We start from the raw sequence: 25250 nt of genomic DNA, 5'->3' as shown, positions 1-25250 counted from the left end.
GTGCCGCGGGTTGCTGCACTTGACTAATAGATTCACCTCCCGGAGAGGTCGGGAACTTCCACCGGATGATCGCTAAAAGAGAGATGACTCTCAGCACTAGATGGGGGCGAAACTTCCTTTGCCGCTTTCTTGACACGCTGCACCTGGCGGGCCGCAAAGATGATCGCAAGGAGTAGTGCAACACCATTGAAGAGCGGAGTGATCCAGAAGCCACCATCAGTGAGAGCAAGCTGCAGGCCCTGCACACCGAACGCCAATGTCACAATCGCAATAAAGGTCCCCCAGACGTTGGGTCTCCGGTTGAATTGGGTGGCACCAAGGAAGACGGCAGCAAAAGCCGGGAAAAGCAACGGCATGCCGACCGAGTTAGAGAACGTCCCAACTTGCGCCGCAAAGAGAACTCCGGCTAGTCCGCAGATAATCCCAGATGCGATGAACGATCCAATCGCGAGCGTACTCGTCCTCACTCCAGATAGTCGCGCCGCCTCGCGGTTCATTCCGGTGGCAAACAATTGCCGACCAAGCTTCGTCCATTCGAGAACGTACCAAACGATGAAGCCAAGTACCACAGAGACAAAGAATGGCACGGGCACCCCCAACCACCTGGCCTGCCCGAAGTCACTGAAGGCTTCGGGGAACACACCTCTAATCTGCTGATTGTTCGAGATCGCCAGAGCGATCGCTGCCAATATTTGGCTCACTGCGAGGGTAGTAATAAACGAATTTAGTTTGAGTTTGACTACGAGGAATCCGTTCACCAACCCGACTAGCCCGGATGCGACCACTGCAATCAAAATAACGACCAGCAGGCTCAGATCCGGATTAACGTTCGTCTGCCAAGTCACAATTGCCAATGACAACGCCATATTTACGCCCACTGTGATATCGAATTCACCAGCGATGAGAGGAAGCATTGCCGCCAGCGCAATCAGCATGACAACCGCTTGGCTCGAAGCCACAACTTGCATTGTCACGGCCGAAAGAAATAGATGCGGAATCCAAATACCAAAAGTGAGAATAATCGCGCCCAGAAGGTATATCACGCTGATTCGCTTTGGGCTCAGACCGCGGGCAATTCGCCCGACCTTGCTTGTATCATTCATGCCGAATCCGTTCTCCATGGGTGTCTTCCTGCGCACCACGTGAGCTGGACACCAATAGCTGTTCCTCTTCGATTCGTTCCGTCGTTACCTCATGGCCCGACAGCGTTGCTCCCACACGACCTCGCTTCATGATGAGGACACGTTGTGCAAGTGCCGAGAGTTCACCGTCATCTGAAGTGCATATGACTACTGCGGCACCCTCTAAAGCGGCTTTCCGGATCAAGTCATGTATTGCTAGTTTTGCGCCAACGTCGACGCCCTGCGTTGGTTCGTCGAGCACCAGAAGACGTGGCTTCATGCGCAGAAGCCGGGCCATAATGACCTTCTGTTGATTCCCTCCGGAAAGCTCCAATACCGGCCTCTCAGGGTCGGCGGGACGAACGTCAAGAGCGGCAATCCATTTGTTGGTCTCGCGAGACTCCATATGCCGAGACAATCTCATTGGTCGAGAAACTGGATCCAAGTTTGAAATGGTCACATTCTCACGAACTGTCCCGGTCGTTAGTAGTGCATCGCGACGGCGTTCTGATGGCAGATACTGGACTCCCGCGCCGATCGCGGAACGAGGCTCACCGGCCTTCACCACTGCGTCGTTAACCATTACAACTCCAGAGCGCCCCACCTGGCCTGCCAGAGCAGGAGCAACCAGGTCTCGTCCTGAGCCGATGAGTCCCGCAATGCCGACGATTTCACCCGCGTGGACATCGAGGTCGATACCCTGCAACTCAGATGTACGGAGGTCACGAACACGTAATACTGGTTGTCCCGAAAGTGCTTCGTTCGAGTGCTGCTTCATTGCGATCTCGTTCTCTTTTGCAAGACCACGACCCAGCATGAGCGCTGCCAGATCCGTACTTTCGAGACCTGCCGTCTCGCGCGAGGCGACCACTCTTCCATCTCTTAGAACAGTCACGCGACTAGCGAGTTCAAGAACTTCATCAAGATGATGCGATATGAATAAGACAGCTGTCCCTCTTGAAACGAGGCCACGCAGTGCCCGTTTCATGATCTGGGCATCAGCGCTCGGAAGGGAGGCAGTGGGCTCGTCTAGAACCAGGATCTTAGGTCGACGATCGTCGGCGGCGATCGCTCGAACGATGGCAGCTGCGGTTCGCTCAGCGGCGGTGAGGCTTGCCACCATAGAGCGAGGGTCGATGTCATATCCAAAATCTCGAAGGGCATCTCCGGTCCGTTTCACCTCGTTTGCCTTAAGTAACGGGGCTACCCAATTTCCCGCTGACATCGATAAGTGAAAGTTGTCGGCAACAGATAGCTCTTCGATGAGACCTAGATCTTGATGCACGAATCGAAGGCCCGCTGCATCAGCCGATCTCGCGTCACCAAGCCGGAAGGGGAGTCCACCGACAAGTGCGCTACCCGAGTCTGGGTAGTGGTAGCCGCCCAAAATCTTCACCAGGGTGGACTTGCCAGACCCGTTCGGACCCATGAGGGCGTGGATCTCACCTTGCATAACATTGAGCTCGACATGACTCAAAGCCGTTTGAGACCCGAAAGTCTTGTTTAGGTCTCGTAACCGCAAGGAGAAGTTTTCTGAACCCCCCATACCGTTAGATTGGGTCATGGCGTTAGCTTCGCGATTCGGCCAGAACTTGCTTTGCAGGAACCCGCTTACTGCCGTCAGCCCCTTCAAACTTCAGACCGGGGAAGCCCTTGGCGACGTTTTCCCTCATCCTGCGGCCGTACTCCGGAATACCCGAGGGGTACTGCGTATACACCAGTGGCTTGCCTGGAATATTGCCACCGGTGTACCAGTTCTTTGAATAGCTGAAGAACTTTGACATATTCCCCACCGCTTCCTGCACATGATCCAGAAATTCGGATGCTGCTTCTTCGGTAACCTCGACCGATCGAGCACCCAGGGCCTCTGCCTGAGCAATCTGAGCGACGATAAAGTCCACCTGGAATTCGGTAGCTCGGGGCACGTTTCCTGCCCCAACGTGCGGTCCACCAGCGATGAACAGGTTGGGGAACCCAGGCACGTTTGAGCCGAAAAGGGTGACTGGTCCCTCACTCCAGGTATCTCTGAGTTCCTCACCGTCTCGGCCTGTGATGTTCAGATCCAGAACCGCGCCGGTGACTGCGTCAAATCCTGTGGCAAGCACGACTGCATCAAACTCGAACTCGCGCTCGCTCGTCTCGATTCCGGCCTCGGTGAAGCGCACAATCGGGGTGACCGGCAGCTCGATGAGTTCGACGTTCTCCTGATTGTAAACCTCGTAATAGTTCGTCTCCATCGGAGGTCTCTTTGCGCCGAACGCGTGGTCCTTAGGGATGAGCTTCTCTGCGATCACCGGGTCTTTTACTCGTTGACGGATCTTACTCGCGAGGAAGTCTGACCATGCCTTGTTCGCAGCCTCATCCAATGCGAGATCGGCGAATGATTCAGACACCTTTCGGAGGCCTCCGCTTCGGTATAGCTCCTCAAACTTCTGAAGGCGCTCCTCTTCCGTCACCTCGAAGGTCTTGCGGGGGTCGGGGTAATGATCAAAAGCCATCCAAGCGATATCCATTTGTGCACGCATCTCGTCATATCGGCCCTTAATTTCTGCCATTTCTTCAGCAGAATAGGGCCGATTATTGAGAGGGGAACACCAGTTTGGTGTGCGCTGGAATACCGTGAGAGAGTCGGCGACTTCTGCGATTGGCGGAATGACTTGTACGCCGGTCGCTCCGGTTCCAATCACGGCGACCCGCTTCCCCGCGAAATCGACTTCCTCCTTAGGCCAGCGGGAGGTGATGTACACCTCGCCCTTGTACGAGTCGAATCCTGGCCAATTGGGTGTGTAAGTAGCAGAAAGCAGACCTACTGCGGGCACGAAGTACTTGCAAAGCAATACCTCCCCGGTTGACAGGGTGAGAGCCCATTCTGAGTTAGCTTCGTCGAGATCGGCCTTCTGCACAATCGTGTTGAACTGAATGTGGTCTCGAATACACCAGCGGTCCACGACGTGGTTAAAATAGCGCTCGATTTCCGGTGCTGAAGCGTACTCCTCGGACCAGTCCCAGTCCTGCAGGAGCTCTTTATCGTGGAAATAGCCGTATGACGGGCTCTCTGAATCAAATCGGCACTTCGGGTAACGGTTCCAATACCACGTTCCGCCTACACCCGTACCAGCTTCCACAAGCTTAACGGTAAGGCCCAATTTAAGCAGTCGCTCGAGGGCGTAAAGGCCTGTAACACCAGCCCCAACGACTACAGCATCATAGCGATTCGGCGATTGAGTATCTAGTGACTGAGACATTTGAACTCCCCTAAATATGAAGAAAGATCGCTCTTCTTTGCGCGTTCCCACTGTTGGCCTGCTCGCTCAACTGTGATCAGGCTAATACTTATCGAGCGCTAGGTCAACACTCTGGGGAGACGGAAATACGAGCGTGCGGCAGCTGGCGCCTAGCCGTATCACAGAGCGGTGGTCCACGTTCCCAGAGCCGGGCTCTGGGTATCGGATCGCACAGCCGGGCTGTGATCTGATCTCTGTACATTGGCGTCGCTGTATCAAGTGGCAATACCACCTGACTTGGCTCACGGCTGTCGGAAATGGTCGTTTTTTTGGCGTAGTCCCGCCTGGTTCCGGGGTGACGGCCACGGCACCGCCGCTCTCGCGGCGGACTGACCACGAAGATCCATCAGACTGTTGACGGGCGAGGCCGTCCGTCCGCGATCATTGTGACGGGGCGGGCAGCGCATCGAAGGAGCCATGCCGGCCCATGTTCTCGTGGAGGTCGATGTTTCCCGGCTTGGACCAAGTAGCCCGCCAACTCGTCCGGCTGCGGTGCTCGCGGATCAGGCATACACGTCCGGCGTGACTCGGGTCGACCTGCGCCGCCGCGGCATCCGAGCCGTCATCCCGGAGAAGGGCGACCAAATCACCGCCCGCATGCGCCGCGGATCCCTTGGCGAAAGACCACCTAAAGTTCGACGAGGAACCTACCGCGGCCTCAACGTCATCGAGCGATCGTTCGTGCTCACTAAAGCAAGCCCGGTCTCCGACCCGCTACGACAAGCTCCAGGGGGCGGTTCTGCCACTGGGCTACCTCGTCGGCGACCACGTCCGTGACCCGGGAGATCGTGGCGCCGGAGACGTGGATGCTTAGATCTCTTTCAGGTGCCCTAATGTCCCTGGTGGTGATTCCGCGGGCGTAGAGGGAGAGGATTGCCCATCCGTCGGGCCCTCTTCGGAACGATCACCGGGTCGAAGGAGCTGTTCCGATCCCTGGGGACGGTGACCTGCATCGGGTTCCGGAGGGTCTGGACGTCTTAGTGGTCTTGCCGTTGCGGAAGATGTCCTTGCCGGCAGCAGGCCGGCCCGCCTGCCTCTTAGCACAGGTGGTCTGATCTCGACTTCCAGGGCCCGTTCCAGCGCCCGCCTGGGTCATCCGGTAGAGCGGCTCCTCGACCCCGTAGCGCCCCACGCAGAGGTCCTAACTGCGTTGACCAGCGCAGCTGCACCAGTTGTCGGCGCGGTGCGGAGCAGCCTGGCGGCCGGGCTGCTGAGGTGTGGGGGAAGGCCCTCAGCGCCGACGGATAGTATTAGCGCAGGAGGGAACGGATCCGGTTGGCCTGCTGCTGCCGTCCCAGACCGCGTGCTGTTGCGCTCGTGCGAGCACGGCGATGGCTTGGACCAGTTCCGAATCCCGAGGCATAGGCCGGTGGGCGGGGCGATCGGTGTGCAGGATGTTTGCCAGTGCCTCGGCGTCTTGGGCATCGGATTTCATGCGGGAGACCTTGTGCCGTTCGCGGTATCGAGCCACGGCCATGGGGTAGATGGCGTAAACATCCCGGCCGCTTGAGCGCAGAGCCGCGACGAAGAGGCCGCGTGTGGTGCAATGGCCACCGGAACCCGGTCGTCGTCCCGGTCTCCGTGCGTGGTTAGCAGGTCCAGCAGCTCCGCCAGGCCCGCCGCCGCATCTTCAATTCTTTGCGAGGCAGCAATCGGGCTCTGTTGGTCCACGAGTGCGATTTCGTGGTGTCTCTCTGCCCAGTCGACACCGCAGAACATTTCCGCCATTTGGCTGTTCCTTCCCCTGTCGTCGGTAGCTGCAGAGAACCGTTGCGACTTGGGACAGTTGCGACCTAATGGAAGAGCTCGACGGGCTCGACATCTGATTGGCATTCTCATCCCTGTCCCATGCTGCCGGGGCCGGATCTTAGCATGAGAACTCTGGGTTCGCGTTCCTGGTAGAGACATTGGCCGGCAGCAAGCCCGGAGGTTAAGCTACGTTCCGTGGTGTGAGGGAGCCAGAGGGGCAATCTTTTTCGACGGCTCCGGGCCACGGTAACGGGAAGTCCTCATCTGGCTCCCTCACATTCCATTAGGTAACGGGGCAGTCCTTCCAGAGGCCCAAAATAGGAGGTGAAATGTCGCGGAACCGTGACAGAGTCTGCTCAGACCATCGTTCGGACCAGATAACCCCGTCGTCCCGTTGGGTCAGAGCACCGTGTATCCGCCGTCGACTACGTAATGAGCGCCTGTGACGAACGAAGCATCGTCGGAGAGGAGGAAGCGAATGAGCTTTGCGACTTCCTTTGCCGTGCCGAAGCGTCCGAGAGGATGCTTCGCGGCAAGCTGCTCACGGACTGACGGCGTCGCGGCCGCGAGCAGCGGAGTTTCAATATATCCTGGCCCCACCGCGTTGACGCGCAGACCCGCGGGTCCGTATTCGGCGGCCGCGTTCTTTGTGAGTCCGATCACCGCGTGCTTCGTGGCCACATACGGCGACTTGCCGGGGTTTGCTACGACCCCATGCACTGAGGAGAGGTTGACGATCGCCCCCGCTCCTGATGCGACGATTGCGGGTATCTGATAGCGCATTCCGTAGGCGACGCCGTTAAGGTTAACGTCCACGACCCTGCCCCAGTCGTCCAAGTCCATCTCGCCTGTCAATGCGGTCTTGCTGCCGATACCTGCGTTGTTTACCGCATAGTTCAGCGTGCCGTAGGCCTCGAGGGCAAAGTCGACAACCTTCCTACTGTCGTCAGCCACTGCAGTGCTGCCCTGGGTAGCCTTCGCTTCACCGCCGGCGGCCCGGATACACTCGACCACACTCTGCGCCGCATTAAAGTCGATGTCGGTGACGACCACCTTGACTCCGAGTGACGCGAGCTCGTTCGACGTCGCTTGACCGATGCCGGATCCACCACCAGTGACGATCGCGACTTTGCCTTCAAATGCCATCCGATACTCCTTCTCAATGATCCAGCGGCCGAGCCGCCGCATCTTCTCCAATTACGTCTTAGGTCATCCCTGCGAGAGGCGTTCCAGGATGGTGACGTTGGCGAGGCCACCGGCCTCACATACGGCCTGCAGGCCGAAACGACCGCCGGTGTCCTCAAGGTGATGCAGCATCGTCGTCAGAATCCGGGTACCCGAGGCCCCGAGTGGGTGTCCCAGCGCGATCGCCCCACCGCGCGGATTGAGCTTGTCGGGATCGGCATCGAACTCAGCGGCCCACGCCAGGGGAACCGACGCAAATGCTTCGTTGATCTCATACGTATCGAAGTCACTGATCCGCATGCCCGTGCGCTCGAGAATATGCCTAGTCGCCTCGATGGGTCCGGTCAGCATGATCTCGGGATCGGAACCTCGCACGGCGAAGGCGTGGAAGCGGGCGCGCGCCCGTAGCCCCAGGCTCTCAGCGCGCTCTGCCGACATGATCAGGACCGCGGAAGCACCGTCGGTCAGCGGAGACGCGTTCCCTGCCGTGATGCTCCAATCGATCTCCGGGTAACGCGCGGAGTACTTTTCGCTTTTGAACGCTGCTGGGAGACCGGCGAGTCCATCGACCGTGGTCGCTGCCCGTATCGTTTCGTCTCGGACATGTACCTTTCCGTCCGAGGCCACGACCGGAACGATCTCACGCGCGAACTGGTGTTTTTCCGTCGCATGGGCGGCGCGCTTATGAGAACTGGCCGCAAAGGCGTCCAGTTCATTCCGGTTGAAGCCCCAACGCGAAGCAATGAGCTCTGCACCGATCCCCTGTGGGGGCAGGCTGGTGAACCTCGATGCCAAAGGCCCATGGGGATCACCGTCCTGCGTGTTCGAATACATCGGGATTCGGCTCATCGACTCAACGCCGCACGCGATGGCCACTTCGTAGGCGCCAGCCATGACGCCCTGAGCAGCGAAGTGCGCGGCTTGCTGGCTGGATCCGCACTGTCGATCCACGGTCGTACCCGGCACGTGAATTGGAAGACCAGCGGCGAGGGCCGCCGTGCGAGCGATATTCAGTGACTGGTCACCGACCTGGCTCACGCACCCAGCAATGACGTCGTCAACAATCGATGCATCGATCCCGGTGCGGGCGACGAGCGCGGAGATGACGGTCGCCAGCATGTCGACGGGATGCACGCCAGATAGAGCACCACCCGGTTTCCCCTTGCCGGATGCGGTGCGGACCGCGTCTACGATAACGGCATCGCGCATACTCACTTCCCTCCCTCGGAGACTGGTCCATCTGCCTTGAAGCGGTCACGGAGTTCTCGCTTGTTCAGTTTCCCCGTGCTCGTCCGCGGAATCTCCTCGATCCGCTCGAAATGCTCCGGCACCCACCACTTCGGCACTCTATCGGCGAGGAACTCGCGCAATGCCTCGGTATCGAGATCATCCGACGCGACGATGAAGGCGTGAGGTCTCTCCATCCAGCGCGGATCCGAGCGCGCCACGACGGCAACCTCATGGATATCCGGGTGATCCTGGAGGGCTTGCTCAAGATCGACCGAAGAGATCCATTCGCCGCCAGACTTGATTACATCCTTCGACCTGTCCAACAGCGTGATCCAACCCTCACGATCCACCGTTGTGATATCGCCCGTGCGCAACCAGCCGTCGTGGAACTTGTCCGCCACCTGCTCGTCACGCAACCCGTAGTAGTGAGACGAGACCATCGGTCCGCGAACCTCGAGTTCACCCTGCGACTCCCCGTCGTGGGGAAGCACCGCCCCGTCCTCGTCAACGATCCGAACCTCGTAAAACGGGCTCACCCGCCCACCCTTGACCCGTTTCGCCAGAAGCTCCTCCTGACTTGCTCGCGAATCGACATAAGTGACGGCCGCACCAGGGAACGTCTCAGTCATCCCCCACCCGGAAACGACATCGACGTCAAAGTCGTCCCTCATGCGCACGACGAGGTTGCGCGGCACCTGGCTACCGCCGAGAAAAAGCTTGCGCACAGACGCCAGTACCTGAGTGTTGTCCCTGTTGCTCCCTGGATGCGAGTCCAGATGCCGGATCAGGTCCATCCAAATGGTCGGGACACCGGCCGACCACGTCACCTCGTGCGCAGAAATCATCCGAGCGAGACTGGCCGGTTGCAGATACCGGCTGGGCATAATGAGATCAGCCCCCGTGACGATCGCAATAAACGGCAGACCCCACCCCACGGCGTGGAACATCGACACCGTGGCAAGGACGACATCGTGTCCACGGATACCTACTACGTCGCCCCCGGCCATCGTGAGCGCATGGAGCACAATGGACCGGTGCGAGTACAGCACGCCCTTCGGATCCCCTGTCGTTCCCGACGTGTAGCAGAGCGCAGCGCCGCAGCGCTCGTCGAGCGCCGGGAACGCGTACCCTTCAGCGTCTTCCGCGATGATGTCCTCGTACCGGATTACGGGCAGCTCGGCGGTGGGGATGTCGCCGTCGCCGATGACTACGATGAATTCAATCGACGGCATCAGCGGCAGCAATGGGAAGATCTGTGCACTGAGCGAGTCGTCCACAATCAGTACGCGGTCTCGCGCGTGGCGCACCGTCCACACAATCTGGTCGTCGTGCAGGCGCAGGTTGATCGTGTGAAGCACGACGCCCATGCCCATCGCGCCGAGGTAGGTCTCCATGTGCTCGGCACTGTTCCACGCGAATGATGCGATGTGGTCTCCGCGGCGGATCCCGCGGCGATCGAGCGCTGCCGCCAGACGCTCACTACGTTCCGCCGTTTCGGCGAAGGTCTGAGTGTCGGACCCACCGTCGGCATCGCGAACCGAGACGATCCGGCTGTCAGGATGTACGTTCCGCATGCGCCACAGGAAGTGGGTCGTCGTCAGAGGAAAGTCCATCATTAGGCCCGACGCAGTCACCGTCTTCTCGCCGCCCTCAGTCGTTTCTTCGTGCTCCACGATTGCCGTCTCCATTCTTTTACTCATCATGGTGTCGTCATCGGCACCGCATGTGCGACTCCGAGCTGCGGCGCTCCGCGCCGGCGCACGCCCTCACCCAGGGAGAGCAACGCCGGCTTGGCGCGCCGCACGCTGTGTAATCATTTCTTCGATCTCGGCCTCATTGAAGCCGAGGTTCCGCAGCGTTGCCTTGGTGTCGCTCCCGGGAGCGACACAGGTCGGCGCGGCGAGGTCAGCATGCCGTGAGAATCGCGGCGCTGGAGCCGGGTGTGTCATTCCGTGAACCTGCGAATAGACCGCGCGCGAGGCAAGATGTGGCTCCGAATGCACGTCGGCGGAGCGGATCACGGGCGTGACGCAAGCGTCCACTCCGTCAAACGCCTCCATCCAGCTCGCCAGAGTGCGACCCGCGAACGCCTGCGCGATGACGTCCCGAGTCTGTGACCAGTGCGATCGATCGTGCTGCGAGAGCCCATGGAGAGCATCGCCCAATCCGAGCGTCTCGATCAGTCTGTCGTAAAACTTCGACTCAATTGCGCCGACGGCAATCCACTCGTCGTCCCGCGTGCGGTACACGCCGTAGAAGGGGGCGCCCCCATCGAAAATGTTGCCCCCGGGGCTTCCGTCGTCCCACATTTCGTGATGACGCATCGCGTGCAGCATCCCCGTGAAGAGTGCCGCCCCGTCCACGACCGCCGCGTCGACCACCTGTCCCCTCCCCGTACGCTGCGCCTCGTACACGGCGGCCAGCACACCGAATACGAGGAGAAAGCCGCCGGCTCCGAAGTCGCCCAGAACGTTTAACGGAGCCACTGGGGTACCGTCTGGCGCAACGGTCGCGGCGAGCAGGCCGCTCACGGCCAGATAATTGATGTCGTGGCCTGCGGTCGCTGCCCTCGGCCCGTCCTGGCCCCACCCCGTCATCCTTCCAATGACCAGCCTGGGGTTGCGCGCGCTCAATGTCTCGGGCGCGAAACCGAGCCGCTCAAGGACCCCAGGCCGAAACCCCTCGAGCAGTACATCTGCCCCGTCAATGAGGCGCTGCGCCGCCGCAGCACCAGTCGGCGTCGTCAGGTCGAGCGCAACCGAACGCCTTCCCCGTGTGAGGACGGCATGTGCCTCGACATTAATGTCACGCACGTCCACGTCTGTGACTCGTTCCACGCGGATGACGTTTGCCCCAAGATCAGCCAGCAGCATGCCCCCAAACGGGGTCGGCCCGATGCCTCCGAGTTCGACCACGTTCAGCCCCGCGAGCGGGCCGCTGGTCATCACGCCCATACCATTCTTTGCTTCCCGGTCGGGTGCATCGGTCGATGCTGGAGTTTCCGTCACCATCGATGCTGGAGTTTCCGTCACCATCGCCGCAGTCTCCACCTCAATCTAACTTACTGAACGCTAGCTAATATAGAGGTCGATGACTCCCAGGCGCAACCACTAACAACAAACCCGACCATCAGTGACTAGGAGAACCTCAAAGTTGCAGGTTATTGGATGCGGCGACGACCATCTGGCATCACAGCGGGCGCCACACATAGTTGGGGGCCTCAGCTGCATACCCCCCTCTTTGCATCGAGCAGCGAGGAAGATATAGTTAGCGCTATCTAAACAAGAAGGTGAGACTATGACTACCGCCCCGACTACGCGGACCGTGGACCCCGTTGTACTCAACGAGAAAATCGGTCACGTCGCCGTACTGCGTATCAACCGGCCGGAGGCACATAACGCAGTTAATTCCGAAGTGTCCTCGGCTCTTGGCGCAGCGTTCGCCGCAGCGAACGCGGACGACAGCATTCGTGTCGTGGTTCTTACCGGAGCCGGCAGTTCCTTCTGCGCGGGCGCAGACTTGAAGGAACTCGCGCTCGGACTGAGCGCTAGCAGCGTCCACTCCCCTGAGTACCCCGACTGGCACTTTGGCGGAATGGTTCGCCAGTGGTGCAACAAGCCAACCATCGCTGCCGTCAACGGACACGCGATGGGCGGCGGTCTAGAGATCGCTCTTGCCTGCGACCTCATCGTCGCGTCGAAACAGGCACTATTTGCCTTTCCGGAGACGAGCTGGGGCCTCTACGCCGCGGCAGGCGGCGCTGTTCGTCTCCATGAATTCGTGGGGTTGCGCCGGTCGCTGGAGATGCTCCTCACGGCCGAGCCCATCGATGCGAGCACAGCACTGTCGTGGGGCCTTATCAACCGCGCCGTCGAAGCCGAGGACGTGCTCGACGAGGCACTAAGCATCGCGCAACGCATTGCGGCGAACGGACCAAATGCCGTGCGCTTGACGAAGAAGACCGCCTATCGCGCGGCGACGGACGGGTCCGTCTGGAACGAAGATTGGACGCGCGAGAGTGCATGGGACGCCAACGAGGAGACGACGGCGGCTGTCTTCCCCAGCGACGAAGGCATTGAGGGCATGGCGGCGTTCGCCGAAAAGCGCGCCCCTCGGTGGCGATAGGGCATACTGTTCAACAGTCCCCTGATAGCGTATGACCAGCGCTAAGACAAAGCCTCGGATATGCAGATGGAGACACGAAATGGTCGAGACTGGCACAAACACGGATGCCGCGGACGTGCCTCGCGCAGCCGACTGGCGTTCGTATCCCAGCCCCAGACTCCCCGTCATCCTGACAGCGGCCCTGGCTGAGATTCAGCAACACGGCTACCACGGCACGACAGTGAGGTCTATCGCCACTGGTGCTGGCCTCACCATGCCCGCGCTGTACTACCACTACGGAAACAAGGAGGGCATCCTCTTCGCCCTGCTCGAAATCGCCTTAGATGACTTTCAGGCACAAAGCGAGATGTGCCTCGAGGAGGCCGGAGACGATCCGCGGGTGGGGTTCGAGAACTACATCACGGTTCTCGCGTTGCATAACACGAATCGGCGGGACTTAGCATCACTGCACGCTGAATCGCGATTTCTTGGGCCGGAATTGCGCGCGCAATATCTCGCCAGGCGCACAAACGTCGAGAACACGCTTGAGAAGCTTCTCGCCGCGGGGGTCTCCGACGGAATCTTCGATACGGTCGACACGCGATTTACGGCCCGTCAGCTCCTCGGAATGACGAATGGAATCCTCGACTGGTACTCTCCACGCGGACCCCTCTCAGCAATGGAAATCGCCGATCGCTACCGGCAGGCTGCTGTGCGCCTGGTAGCGAACGTATAGCGACCCGCCGCCCAAGAGTTCCCTCGGCGCCCTAGATCCATAGGGCCGCTAAAGCGGATTGGCAGGTACGATTCCCGCGGTCTCGCCACCGTCGGCGACGAACTCGGATCCCGTCGAGAAGCTCGATTCATCGCTGGCGAGAAACAGGACAAGGTTCGCCACTTCGAGCGGCTCGCCCAGGCGTGCGATCGCAACCGCACTCTGGTCGATCTCGTAGCCGTCGCTCATTGGGGTTCGAATGTTACCGGGGTGGACTGAGTTCACACGGATTCCGTATTGCCCAAGATCCAATGCTGCTTCCTTGGTCAGGCCACGCATCCCGAACTTCGCCGCCGTATATCCCGGGAACGAAGCAACTCCCTTGAGCCCGGCCGTCGACGACACATTAATGATCGACCCTCTGCCGGATTCCTTGAGTGCAGGGATTGCTGCCTTGATCCCGAGGAAAGTTCCCGTGAGGTTGATCGCAATCACTGAATTCCACTGGTCAAGCGAATACTTGTCGATCGGGGCGAAGTTCATAATGCCGGCATTGTTGACCAAGATGTCGAGACCACCGAATTCCGAGACGGCCGTCGCAACTGCCACCTCCCAGCCCATGGGGTTCGTGACATCCAGATGCACGAAACGAGCGGACTTTCCCAGTCGCGCGGCTGTAGCTTCGCCGTCGTCGTGGAGCACATCGCCGATCACGACCTTTGCCCCCTCCTCGACGAGACGCTGAGCATGCGCAGCGCCCATACCTCGCGCACCACCACTAATCAGCGCGACTTTTCCGTTTAGACGTCCCATTGTTTTCCATTTCTGCTGGTTCCCCCCCAGGTTCCTGCTCATGCACCGGACTATTGGAGGTTGATTTGAGTGGGGTTTATGCTGTTCGCTCGGTCAGAGGTATTCGTAAAAGGTCGAAGCCTAGGCGTGACTCTCAAGTTCACGCCTCTGTTGATGGGCTTGAGCCCGGGCTAATCGCGAAAGGTCACCATCCTGCTCAATGCCTCTCTTTCAGTCCGGAACCCGTTCGCGGGATGCGCGATATCGGGACGCCCGAAAGCGATTGCGAACAAGATCATCCTGTTATGGGGAATTGCCAACTCCTCACGGAGAAGGGGTGCCTCCGCGGCGATCGAAGCCTGCGCGATCGTTCCCACCCCGCGAGCTTGCGCCGAGAGCATGAAGCTCTGGGCAAAGAGCCCGCAATCGATGGCCGCGTACACGCCGAGATGCACCGGCGCCGACATGATGGCCACGTGTGGTGCGCCGAAGAACTCAAAATTCTGCCTTGCTTGCTCACGAGATGCCTCGCGGTCTCCGCGCGCCACACCCACGGACTCGTATAGCGCCCAGCCGGACTTCCGACGGCGGTCTCGATAGACGCCTTCGTATGATGCAGGGAACGGGATGTCAGGTCGTGGCTCGTCGATCGCCGCGTCCGCTGAAAGCCTCGCACGCACCCGTTCTAGCGTGTCGCCCGACAGCAGGTCGAGATGCCATGGCTGTGTGTTGCACCATGATGGGGTGTGCGTGGCCGCGGCGAGGATCTCCGTGACGACATCGGGTTCGAGCCGTTTCGGTAGGAATGCCCGACAACTCCAGCGTTCAGCGAGCAGAGCATCGAGAGTCGAAGCCACGCCGGGATTTGTTCCTGGCAGCGTCTCCGAACCCGGCGATGTGCCGGTATGGGGGGTCATGGTCATCGTCCTCTTCCTGCCGATGTCACTAGCTCGACATCTCTTCCAGAGGATCAGATCGGTAGGTGTTCCAATGGAGCACCTTCGCTACCGCTTTGCGCGGTGTCGACTCGGGCGCCGACTCCGGATAGCCAACGGGGATGAGCCCGACGATCTCGGCCTGCTCCGGGATACCCAGGAGGTTCTGGATCTCCTGGTCAATTCTTCCGGCGTGGACGGTCGTGACGAGCGCCCCCAGCCCCAGTCCGTGCGCTGCCAGCAGAAGATTCTGTACCGCCGGAAAGATCGACCCGTAGCGCACCGGGTTGGTATGGGTCCCGGCGGCTGGTGGACCGTTGTGCAACGCGACGATGATCGCCGGAACCTTTGCCATCGAGCGCGAGAGTTCGGCGGCGTCCCGATAGATCTTTTTCTTTGACTCGCTCGTTCCCGGGGATTTGGCGGTGGCCTCAAACAAACTCTCGCTGGCCTCGCGGTAAAGCGCACCGATCTGAGCAGTCAGGTCCGGTCGCGTCACGACGACGAACTCCCATGGTTGCCCGTTGCCCGCGCTAGGGGCCCGCGTCGCGTAATGCACCAGACGCTCGAGGGTCTCACGGGGTACCGGCTGCGCCGACAGCTTCCGCACCGATCGCAAAGACTCGAGAGCCTCGAACAAGTCCACCGACGGCATACTTGTCACCATTCGGCGAGCACCTCCCCACGGTGAAGCGAGCTGTGCCCCCCCGTGCTCACATGCGTCTCGAGAATCTCGCGCACGGGGAGGATAGACCAGTCATCACCGGGATCGCCCGCCAGGAGCTGGAGCGTGGACGACGCCGTCCAATGCCGAACCTTGCTGGGATCCTCCACCACTCCGCGCGCGTTGCGCAGCACACTCCCGGCATCGCCGTCGCCGACGGTCGGCCGAGGCGACGCATAAGTCAGCGTTGGTTTGACCTTGGGGGGTTCGGAGCGAGTCTCCAACCTGAGTGACATGCGGACGAACTCGACTCCGCGGCGCCCGGCAGACAGCATGAGGAGATCGTCCTTCCACTCCATCGTTGCGTCGCCCACTTGCAGCGGCATGCCCCAGACCTCGCGCCCGGCTACGGCGCCGGCGAAGTTCGTTTTCATGCCGGTTAGGCAGTGCTGAACGAGCTCTCCATTCAGAAGCGCTCTGGCGGCGAGGTACACCCCAATGTAGGGGCCGAAACTGCTGCGCACATGATGCACGACGCGCAGCACTCCCAATCCAGGGCCTTCTGGCAGCTCGAGAACGGGAGGCAGAAGCGGCGCCAAGATGTCCCGGTCGGTGCGGAACACCACGGTGACTTCCTCGCCCTTGTCGTAGTAATACGGAGGCTCACCGTAGGTAGTGCCAATCAAACCGTTCATGTTTTCCTTTCAGGTTTTCCGTCGACGGGCACATCCGTGGCCGGACGCGGAAGATCAGCGCTCAGGCGAAAGCGACGCTGGGGAAACCGGCGGCAGCTTCCTGCAGCATGCGGCGACGATACTCGGGCACGCCGGGCGCGTACTGGGTGAAGATGACTTTCTTGCCGGGAATGTTCCCGCCCGTATACCAGTTCTTTGTGTAGTTGAAGATCGGTGACATCGCGGCGACGGACTCTTGGACGTGATCGACGAATGCGGCAGCCGCCTCGTCCTTTATCTCTACCTTAGTGCTCCCGACCTTCTCAGCCTGGTTAATGATCGCGGTGACGAAGTTGACCTGGTGCTCCGTGGCCCGCGGAACATTCCCTGCGCCGACGTGCGGCCCTCCCAGAATAAAGAGGTTTGGAAATCCCGGCACACCTGCTCCGTATAGCGTTACGGGGCCGTCCTCCCAAACGTCACTCAATTCGACTCCATCGACTCCCCGAATGTTCATCTGCATCATCGCACCCGTTACCGCGTCGAACCCGGTCGCCAGCACAATGATGTCGAAGTCGAAGCTCTTCTGGGTTGTCTCGACACCCGTTGGGGTGAAGGTTGTCACCGGAGTCTCAGGAAGTTCGACGAGTTCCACGTTGTCCTGGTTGTAGACCTCGAAGTAATTCGTCTCCATCGGCGGCCGCTTGGCGCCGAACCCGTGGTCCTTGGGAATGAGCTTCTCAGCGAGCACAGGGTCCTTGACCCTCTGACGGATCTTCCCCGCAAGGAAGTCGCACCACGCCTGATTCGTCTCCATGTCGATCACGTTGTCCGCGAAGTTGTCGGACACCTTCTGCAGGCCACCCTTGCGATACAGCTCTTCGTACTTCTGGGCCCGTTCATTGGCCGTCGCGTCCGCGAAGGTACGCGTCTCGCCGTCATGGGCCATGCCCATGTAGTCCTTCGTGGTCCTGTCGTAGATTAGGTCGTAATTCGCCCTGATCTCTGCCATGTACTCGTCGGAGATCGGCTTATTATTCAACGGCGTGCACCAGTTCGGTGTGCGTTGGAACACGGTGAGGGACTGGGCGACCTCGGCGACGAGCGGGATGATCTGCACGCCGCTGGACCCTGTGCCGAACACGGCCACCTTCTTGCCGGCAAAGTCGACCGGCGCCTTGGGCCATTGTGCCGTGTGGTATATCTCCCCGGCGAATGAGTCGAGGTTTTCGTATGCAGGCGTGTACGGGATCGAGAGTAGACCGGTGCACGGGACGAAATACTTGGACCGAACCGAGGCGCCGGTCGAAAGGTGGATCTCCCATTCGGCCGCTGACTCATCATAGGTGGCGCCCTCGACACGGGTGTTGAACTGCGCGTGCTTGCGCAAATCCCAGCGATCGACCACGTGGTTGAGGTAGCGCTCAATCTCAGGCTGACCGGCGTACTCCTCAGACCAGTCCCACTCTTCGAGCAGTTCCTTGTCCGAGAAGTACCCGTAGACGTAGCTCTCGGAGTCGAATCGCGCCCCCGGGTAGCGGTTCCAATACCAGGTGCCGCCGACCCCGGAGCCTGCCTCGATGATTTTGACGTCGAGGCCTAAATCAATGAGCTTCTTCGCTTGATAGATGCCGGTGACTCCCAGGCCGACGACGATAGCGTCGTGGCGGGAGGCGAAGGACGAAGTTAGTGCGTGTGACACGAGGATCTTCTCTCGATCGGATACGGATGTGCTTTGCGAGCTAGTACGGCACTGCGCCGCGCCCGCAGGTGGACTCGCAAATGAGAGTATTGCTTATCGAGCGCTAGGTCAATAACGTGACACGATTCACGCGCGTCTCTCAATTTCCGGGATTGCGAGCATAGTAGCGCGCGCCGGCCCGCAGACTTGAGCTCCGTGCGGGAAGCCAGTGCCCCGCAGGGTACACGAGCAAAGTCGTTGGTGACGCGCGAGGCGCCAAAGGGCGTGGCCCATCCAACCTGCTTCTCTCCGACGGGGCCTCCGGCCATGGCCTGCGGGCAGAACTGGCCGCCTGCACGGAAGCCCTGGAGTCGTCAAACACAACCGAGCATTCACTCACTTCAGCAGAGCGGCTTTTCCCCTTGGCCTTTGAGGAGACCCGGATCTTGGAGATTGAAGGCGAGGTCGATTGCGTCTGATGACTGTCGAACGCCGTCGGCATCAAGATCGGCCACCGAGAGCGGGCCGGAACTCCGGGGAAGCCACATGGGGCACGACTGGGATTTCGTGGGCGTAGTGACATGAAGTGCCACGCAGCGAATCTATTCGCCGCTATTCTGCGATCGATACGACTTGCCCCAACTTTCGAGAATCACATCATGAATCAGGGAATGAGCACGGCGCGGCCGCGAATCGCGCCCGATTTCAAGCGCCTATACACGTCGGGGCCCTCCTCTAGCCTGTGAGTCTCGATCTCCGTGCGGATTCGACCACTCGCGGCAAGCGCAAGGACCTCCCATAGCTCCGGGAGCGTTCCCCAGAATGGCCGCAGTACAGAAACACCCATCGGCAGCTCGCCGACAGCGACACGGAGGACACCGGGTCCGGCACCCACCAACGAGATAACCCCTGCGCGTGCGACCACGCTCCGCCCGAGGTCGACCGTCGCCTGCACCCGCACCATGTCAAGAACTACGTCAACCCCCTCACCGTCTGTGATTTCGCGGATGCGCCGCTCGGCATCGGAGTCGGCTAAGAAGGCATAGTGTGCGCCAACGTCCCTGGCCAGCTCGAGCTTGTCCTCCCGCACATCCACGGCGATCACGGTCACGCCAGGGGCCACCGCCAACAACACCTGAATCGCCAGGTGACCCAACCCACCTACTCCTAATACGAGGGCACGCGCGCCCGGGCGGAGCTGCGGACGGCATTCCATCACCGCGTGATACGACGTCAGACCGGCATCAGTGAGCGCCACAGCCTCGACCGGGTCGAGGCCACCCAGGGGCACCAGGTAGCGTTCCGCGGGCACCAGTAGGTACTCCGCCATCGCCCCGTCCGTCTTGATTCCGGGAGGCGTAGGTCCCCCCGCTTGTTGGCAGTAGTTTTCGGCTCCCGAACTGCAGCTGCGGCAGCGGCCACAGCCCCACGGCCCGTACACCGCGACGTCGTCGCCGATGGTCACGCGTTCTACGCCCGCCCCCACGGCGACGACTTCACCCACAGCTTCATGTCCGAGAGTCATCGGCAGGGACGCGCCACTAGCCGCCCATGCCTCCGGCGTCTGATTCATCACCCACTCGTCTGAGTGGCAGACCCCAGCTGCCTTCACGCGCAGCAGGATTTCGCCTTGCCCAGGAGTTGGCTTCTCAGCGCGCAGGACCTGAGGCTCCTCACCGAAGCCCGCGAAACGGAGGGCCCGCATCAGACACCTCTTCCCGACACGCGCAAACCCCTACGCAACGGGTGCGAGCGAACGGGCAGCGGCCTCGTAGAGGGCAACCCCTCGCTCGTCGCCGACGATGGTGTTCTGCATATTGTTCATCACGTAGGCGACAGTCATGCCCGATCCGAGGTCGTTCGTCACGAACGATCCGCCCCAACCGCCCCAGTAGTAGGTCCGCTCGTTGACCGGCAGCGGAAGGCCCTTCGACCGCAGCGCGAATCCCAGGCCCCACGTAATGTCGGCGCCGACTACCTTGTCGATGCCGTCTGCCTGCACCTCGAATACGGCCTCGCATGTTTCGCGAGACAGGAAGCGGCGTCCGTCGATCTCCCCGCCGTTCGAGAGCACGCGCTGCACCATCGCCACCGAACGAGCGTTGCCGTGCCCCCCGGCAGCTCCGATCTCGGCGTGTCGCCACCAATCGGTGTTCGCAAATTCTCCGCTGGAGATGGGAGGGTTCGTCAGACTGCGCGCCGTGATGGTCGTCGGGTCGCTGAAGTCGTGCGTGGCCACGGGAGGCGGCCCCACGACGGGGCTGATTCGGTCAAAGTCCTTCTCGGCGGGGACGATCTGGAAATCAGCGCCGAGTGGCTCGGCCAGTTCGGTGCGGAAGAAGTCCGGGAGCGTCTGCCCTGTGGTCCGACGCACGAGTTCGCCGATCAGTGGGCCGTGCGAGTAACCGTGGTACCCGGAGCCATCGCCGGGAGTCCACCACGGGGCCTGTGCCGCAAGGAGCGAGGTCAGCTTTTCAAGATCACCGAAGTCCTCCGGCTCGAGTGGCTCATCCCACCCTGAGAGGCCGGAAGTGTGACTCAGGACGTGACGGACGAGAACGCCCTCCTTGCCCGCGGCGGCGAACTCTGGCCAGTAACGAGCCACAGGTGCGTTGAGTTCCAGCTGACCCCGATCCACAAGCAGGAGGGCAGACAGCAAGGACATCGTCTTGGTGGTGGACCAGACATTGGTGATCGTGTCTTTTTCCCACGGGCGACCCGTGGATTCGTCAGCAGTACCCCCCCAGAGGTCAACGAGGATCTCGCCCTCCACTGCGACCGCCACAGAGGCGCCAATCTCTAGTCCCTTGTCAAAGTTGGACTGGAATGCTTCCTTAACGGCCTCGAACTTCGGGTCGCAGGTGCCGTGGATCTCAACCATATGTCTCAATCTCCTTTAGGTAGCCGCACGATCGTGCGGCTGTCGCTGCTGTATTTATTTACGTTCTTGTCCAACATGATGTAGCCGAACTTGTCACCTGCCAGGAGGGGATCGCATTCGCGCCCATTTCACCCGTGGCCTCTCCGCAAGGAACCGGAGGGGGATACGACTCGTGGCTACTGGTCTACGTGACATCGAAGTCATCATTGAGTGTGCTATTTAGCGATCGCTATGTCAATGATGTGTCTCCACTACTTTGCCCGCAATCGACGGCGCAGGATCCTGGACGAATAGGGTTCCATCTTCGACGAGCCGCGCCACCTTGTGCGCATCCAGACCCAGGAGCCCGTCGGTGATTTGCCGCGTGTGCTCAGCGAGAAGCGGGGCGGGCCGCATGAGCGGTCTGGGCAACGAGGAAAAGCCTGCCTCCACCGCGTGGACTCGCAGTCCTTGCGGGTACTGGGGCTGCATCAGAATCCCGAACGCAGATCGGTCAGCAAGGTCCCCGTCACGCGGCAGGGTGACCTCGTGGACGACAGGCGCCGCTTGTACGCCGGCCTGCTGCAGCTGCATCGCCGCGGTCTCCGGTGCGATGCCAGAGGCCCACGCGCGGATTTCCCGTTCCAGTTTTTCTCTGTGCGCTATTCGATCCGCGGGCGTTATGAAGCGCGCGTCCTCAAGCAGATCCGGCCGGCCCATCACACGACACAGCGCATGGAACGAATCGTTCCCATTAACCTCGACATAGATCCACTGATCCTCTGCGGGCTCCCCTTGAGCGGCAAACACGCCGTGCGGGGCGTCCCGGGGAACGCGCGTGTCCCCCGTATCCTCCGCTTGCGCGGCCGCGTTCATTATGATGTCGATCTGCGCGGCCTTGGCTTCTCCGCCAATACCTAGAACTCGTTCACGCAGCACCATGGCCACCGCGAGGATCGCGCTGATCCGCCCCGCGAGGTGGTCGGGGAACACGGTGAGTCCATCGCCGAAGCTGTCAGCGGCGTCGGGATATCTCCACTGGTGCGTCAGGCCGGACATCGCGCGAACCAGCGGACCGTATCCAAAGTAACCTTGAAATGACTCGGATTCGCCAAAAGCACTGGATTCAACCGTAACGATCGAGGAGTTCACGCGTGAGAGAGAGGCGAAATCAATTCCTAGAGACTCGAGGGTGCCGGGCTTAAAATTGCTCAGCACCACCTCCGATCGTGCAACCAGTCGACGGAAGACTTCCTTCCCTTCAGCCTGCCGCAGATCCACGCCAAAACTGCGCTTGTTGCGGTGACCCCGAGCGAAGCTCTCTGACATTCCCGTCGCGAGCGTCGCGAGCCGCGATCCATCGAGGTGCTCCCGGCTCTCGACCTTGATGACATCAGCCCCGTAGTCCGCTAAGAGACGTGAAGCCTCTGCGCCTGCAACGATGACTCCCAGATCTAGCACGCGGATCCCTTCGAGGGGCATCTCCGCCTTGTCCCATGGCGAGAGATGGTCGAAAAACCTCCCTCCTGAACGCCAGGTGTTCCCGGGAGTCGCTCGGCCGGTAGGTACCCGCCGCCCGTCTATGACGAACAGACTCTGCACCTCGGGTCGCACCGTGCCGTCTGGTTGCTCGACATCAACGATCGCACCTGACTCGTGCATCTCGGGCGAGGCAATGGCACTCTGGAAAGATTTGACGCCCGCGATAGGAATGCCTCGCGCCTGCCCCTCCCGGATGGCATCGGCCTGCGACATCCCGGCGAGGTGCGCCGCGATCAACGGGTAGAGTGTCTGGGCAGCCGCGAGCCGTTCCTCGCCGCGATCAAAGCGCTCGTCGGCGAACTCGGCGGGCTCGCCCAGCCACTTGAACATGCCCTTCCATTGGCGCGGGCTCAGCATGCACAGGCGCACCCACCCGTCTTCGGCCGCGAAGATCGGGTAGAGCCCTGCCGCATTGGGGCGGCCGATCGTGGCGCTCAGATTCTGAGCGCCCAGCACACTGCCCTTGATCCCGAACGCAGGATCGAGCGCGTGGATCATCGCATCGGCCACCGAGAAGTCTATGCGCTGCCCGCGCCCACTTCGAGCGGCGGCCACGATACCCAGCATGATGGTCCAGACACAGTGAACCGCGGCGGTGATATCGACGATAAAGGTTGGAGGCATCAGAGGCGTACCCCGTTCCGGCAAACCTGAACGCGCAAGAGCACCCGAAAGAGCCATGTGTACGCCAGGTGAGGCCGCCCAAGCCGCTCGATCTCCGCGTTTGCCAAATTCACTCACAGTGACCCAGAGCAGTCCCGGGGAATCCTGTCGCAACCGTCGCTCGTCGAGGTTGTGTCTGCCTTCGGCCTCGCAGTCGATGATGATGACGTCCGCCGTCGACGCAAGGCCCATGATGTAATCGTCCCTTGCGATCCGCTTGTTCCTGTGCCGGGTGGAGTCGACGATTGAGGCCTCCGGCGTGACCACGTCGGCGCCGAGGTCTGCAAGAAGACGAGAAGCGAGCTCTAGTGGGCCATCCACCAAGTCGAGCACGCGCAGCCCGGCGAGTGGCCCAAGGATGGCTTGAGAACGATGCTCGCGCGACACGTCAGCTCCTTCATTGAAGTGATGCCAAATTTAAACAGTCATCACTGACTGTTCTTACCGATGGTATGAGAATCTGGCAGGGAGCGCAACGCCCCTGCACCGCAGATCGATTCGCCATAATGCTTACTCGACACTGATCAGAAGGAGACACTTCAATGGCAGACGCGGACCAGCCCCTGCTGCGCCAGCGCGCCGTCCAGGAGCGAAGCATGCAGACCAAGACGCAGATCCTTAATGCAGCGATCACCGTCCTCACCACCGATGGATATGCGGGGGCGACAACAACCCGCATCCAGGAGGCGGCCGGGGTGAGCCGCGGGAGGCTCCTCCACCACTTCCGCTCTCGGGAAGAGCTGCTCGTCGCTGCGGTTCAGCAGCTCGCCGCCACGCGCATGGGCCTCCTGCAACAACGATCGAACTGGCCTGATAGGCCAGCCGATCGCCTTGACGCCGCTATCGATGCGATGTGGGAGACGCATCAGCAGAGTTACTTCTGGGCCTCTACCGAACTGTGGATTGCCGCTCGCCACGACGAGCAGCTGCGCGCCGTTCTGCTACCCCGCGAACGCGCACTCGGACAGGTGATCCAGGATACTGTCCGCTCATTCTTTGGCCCGCAGCTGTCCGCGCTTCCGAACTACCAGGCGCTGGCGAATCTGCTGCTGACGAGTATGCGTGGCACAGCTCTGACCTACGCGTTGACCGGCGCACCACCGGCCACGGAACGCGCCGTCGACGAGTGGAAGCACATAGCGCGTTGCCTCCTGGGCATTACACCGAGCGGCACGCCCTCCTTCCCCGGCCCCTTGACCGGCCGGGACTCTGCGACTATCGTCTGACGTATACAGTCAGCTGTGACTGTATTTAGCAGGGTAGGCAGAGAGGCTCCGATGATTGACATTGCAGGATCTAGTGCGATCGTGACGGGGGGCGCATCTGGCCTCGGGCTGAACGCAACGCGCCGACTACATCAAGCAGGAGCTCACGTCACGATCCTCGACATGTCGGACGAGGCGGGACATCGCGTCGTCGGCGAACTCGGCGGGCGCGTTGACTTTGTTCGGGGCGACGTCACAGACGAGGGATCGGTGAACCACGCCGTGAAGCGCGCTGCCGAGCGCGGCCCCGTGCGCATCCTCGTGAACTGTGCGGGGGTCGGCACCCCGGGGCTGGTTTTGCGCAAGGGCGTGCCCGCCCCCTTGGACCACTTCACACGCGTCGTGCGCATCAATCTCATTGGCACATTCAACGCGATCCGTCTCACCGTGCCGGCTATGCTCGAGGCCGATCCGATCGGCGAAGAGCGTGGCGTCATCATTAACACGGCGTCTGTCGCGGCATTCGACGGCCAGATCGGCCAGGCGGCGTATGCGGCCTCAAAGGCCGGCGTCGCCGGCCTGACGCTTCCCCTCGCGCGCGAATTCGCGCGTTCCCAAATCCGTGTGGCGACGATCGCGCCCGGAATCTTCGAGACGCCAATGCTCATGAACGATCTATCGGAGGAGTACCGCGCAAGGCTCGGTGATCAGGTCCCCCATCCGTCGCGGCTGGGCCGCCCCGATGAGTACGCCGCCCTCGTCATGCACATTATCGAGAACGCCATGCTGAACGGCGAAACCATCCGCCTCGATGGCGCCATTCGCATGGCCCCGCGGTGACCCTTG

General features: G+C 60.9%; 20 protein-coding genes and 1 pseudogene. 4 read left to right on the top strand and 17 right to left on the bottom strand.

Annotation, left to right across the window (positions count from 1 at the left end; translation table 11 throughout):
- Positions 1–32 precede the first annotated feature (32 nt).
- The 9 genes and pseudogenes from AC5RVS_RS03575 to AC5RVS_RS03535 all read right to left on the bottom strand — a co-directional run bounded on the left by AC5RVS_RS03575 (position 33) and on the right by AC5RVS_RS03535 (position 11604).
- A complete protein-coding gene (locus AC5RVS_RS03575; RefSeq protein WP_494107135.1) occupies positions 33–1121 on the bottom strand; it encodes an ABC transporter permease in 1089 nt (362 codons plus the stop codon).
- Positions 1096–2685 carry a sugar ABC transporter ATP-binding protein gene (locus AC5RVS_RS03570; RefSeq protein ID WP_494107134.1) on the bottom strand — a complete coding sequence of 530 codons (1590 nt, stop codon included), beginning with the start codon at positions 2683–2685 and terminating at the stop codon, positions 1096–1098. Before AC5RVS_RS03570 ends, AC5RVS_RS03575 begins: the two co-directional genes overlap by 26 nt.
- Before the next feature lie 4 nt (positions 2686–2689).
- Positions 2690–4366: a flavin-containing monooxygenase gene (locus AC5RVS_RS03565; RefSeq protein ID WP_494107133.1), complete on the bottom strand. Its 1677-nt coding sequence runs from the start codon at positions 4364–4366 to the stop codon at positions 2690–2692.
- A 727-nt stretch (positions 4367–5093) separates the two neighbouring features.
- Positions 5094–5279, bottom strand: coding sequence for a transposase (locus AC5RVS_RS03560; protein WP_494107312.1), 186 nt, complete (start codon positions 5277–5279; stop codon positions 5094–5096).
- 379 nt (positions 5280–5658) lie between these two features.
- A pseudogene (locus tag AC5RVS_RS03555) lies at positions 5659–6133 on the bottom strand (IS110 family transposase); the annotation flags it as partial.
- Between the two features lie 420 nt (positions 6134–6553).
- Complete coding sequence (locus AC5RVS_RS03550) at positions 6554–7300, bottom strand: SDR family NAD(P)-dependent oxidoreductase (protein WP_494107132.1); 747 nt, start codon at positions 7298–7300, stop codon at positions 6554–6556.
- 63 nt (positions 7301–7363) lie between these two features.
- Complete coding sequence (locus AC5RVS_RS03545; protein ID WP_494107131.1) at positions 7364–8548, bottom strand: thiolase family protein; 1185 nt, start codon at positions 8546–8548, stop codon at positions 7364–7366.
- A 2-nt stretch (positions 8549–8550) separates the two neighbouring features.
- Positions 8551–10257, bottom strand: coding sequence for a long-chain-fatty-acid--CoA ligase (locus AC5RVS_RS03540; protein WP_494107130.1), 1707 nt, complete (start codon positions 10255–10257; stop codon positions 8551–8553).
- Positions 10258–10335: 78 nt separating this feature from the next.
- Positions 10336–11604 carry a CaiB/BaiF CoA transferase family protein gene (locus AC5RVS_RS03535; protein WP_494107129.1) on the bottom strand — a complete coding sequence of 423 codons (1269 nt, stop codon included), beginning with the start codon at positions 11602–11604 and terminating at the stop codon, positions 10336–10338.
- Positions 11605–11866: 262 nt separating this feature from the next.
- Between AC5RVS_RS03535 and AC5RVS_RS03530 the strand changes: the two genes are divergently transcribed.
- Positions 11867–12694, top strand: a complete 828-nt coding sequence (locus tag AC5RVS_RS03530) for an enoyl-CoA hydratase/isomerase family protein (RefSeq protein WP_493990002.1) — start codon at positions 11867–11869, stop codon at positions 12692–12694.
- 79 nt (positions 12695–12773) lie between these two features.
- Positions 12774–13409, top strand: coding sequence for a TetR/AcrR family transcriptional regulator (locus AC5RVS_RS03525; protein WP_494107128.1), 636 nt, complete (start codon positions 12774–12776; stop codon positions 13407–13409).
- Positions 13410–13457: 48 nt separating this feature from the next.
- Here the strand turns inward: AC5RVS_RS03525 and AC5RVS_RS03520 are convergent, their stop codons facing one another.
- From AC5RVS_RS03520 to AC5RVS_RS03485, 8 genes are all read right to left on the bottom strand, one after another.
- Complete coding sequence (locus AC5RVS_RS03520; protein ID WP_494107127.1) at positions 13458–14243, bottom strand: SDR family oxidoreductase; 786 nt, start codon at positions 14241–14243, stop codon at positions 13458–13460.
- A 128-nt stretch (positions 14244–14371) separates the two neighbouring features.
- Positions 14372–15103, bottom strand: a complete 732-nt coding sequence (locus tag AC5RVS_RS03515) for a nitroreductase (RefSeq protein WP_493990005.1) — start codon at positions 15101–15103, stop codon at positions 14372–14374.
- Between the two features lie 22 nt (positions 15104–15125).
- The gene (locus AC5RVS_RS03510; RefSeq protein ID WP_494107126.1) at positions 15126–15770 is read right to left on the bottom strand and encodes a nitroreductase family protein; all 645 of its coding nucleotides are present in this window, start codon (positions 15768–15770) and stop codon (positions 15126–15128) included.
- Positions 15771–15775: 5 nt separating this feature from the next.
- Complete coding sequence (locus AC5RVS_RS03505) at positions 15776–16474, bottom strand: acetoacetate decarboxylase family protein (protein ID WP_494107125.1); 699 nt, start codon at positions 16472–16474, stop codon at positions 15776–15778.
- A gap of 61 nt (positions 16475–16535) precedes the next feature.
- The gene (locus AC5RVS_RS03500) at positions 16536–18155 is read right to left on the bottom strand and encodes a flavin-containing monooxygenase (RefSeq protein WP_494107124.1); all 1620 of its coding nucleotides are present in this window, start codon (positions 18153–18155) and stop codon (positions 16536–16538) included.
- A gap of 643 nt (positions 18156–18798) precedes the next feature.
- Positions 18799–19839 (bottom strand): NAD(P)-dependent alcohol dehydrogenase, encoded by a 1041-nt coding sequence (locus tag AC5RVS_RS03495; RefSeq protein WP_494107123.1) that lies wholly within the window; start codon positions 19837–19839, stop codon positions 18799–18801.
- A gap of 30 nt (positions 19840–19869) precedes the next feature.
- Positions 19870–21015 (bottom strand): serine hydrolase domain-containing protein, encoded by a 1146-nt coding sequence (locus AC5RVS_RS03490; RefSeq protein ID WP_493990010.1) that lies wholly within the window; start codon positions 21013–21015, stop codon positions 19870–19872.
- Between the two features lie 234 nt (positions 21016–21249).
- Entirely contained in the window at positions 21250–23586 is a 2337-nt protein-coding gene (locus AC5RVS_RS03485) for a CaiB/BaiF CoA-transferase family protein (RefSeq protein WP_494107122.1), read from the bottom strand.
- A gap of 155 nt (positions 23587–23741) precedes the next feature.
- Here AC5RVS_RS03485 and AC5RVS_RS03480 point away from each other — a divergent pair, with 155 nt between their 5' ends.
- The gene (locus AC5RVS_RS03480; protein WP_494107121.1) at positions 23742–24425 is read left to right on the top strand and encodes a TetR/AcrR family transcriptional regulator; all 684 of its coding nucleotides are present in this window, start codon (positions 23742–23744) and stop codon (positions 24423–24425) included.
- Positions 24426–24479: 54 nt separating this feature from the next.
- Positions 24480–25244 carry an SDR family NAD(P)-dependent oxidoreductase gene (locus AC5RVS_RS03475; RefSeq protein ID WP_494107311.1) on the top strand — a complete coding sequence of 255 codons (765 nt, stop codon included), beginning with the start codon at positions 24480–24482 and terminating at the stop codon, positions 25242–25244.
- Positions 25245–25250 lie beyond the last annotated feature (6 nt).

The organism is Arthrobacter sp. Y3221048 (assembly GCF_059092685.1).
Note: the sequence above shows the minus strand (reverse complement) of the source record. Positions and strands in the feature narration are given on the sequence as shown.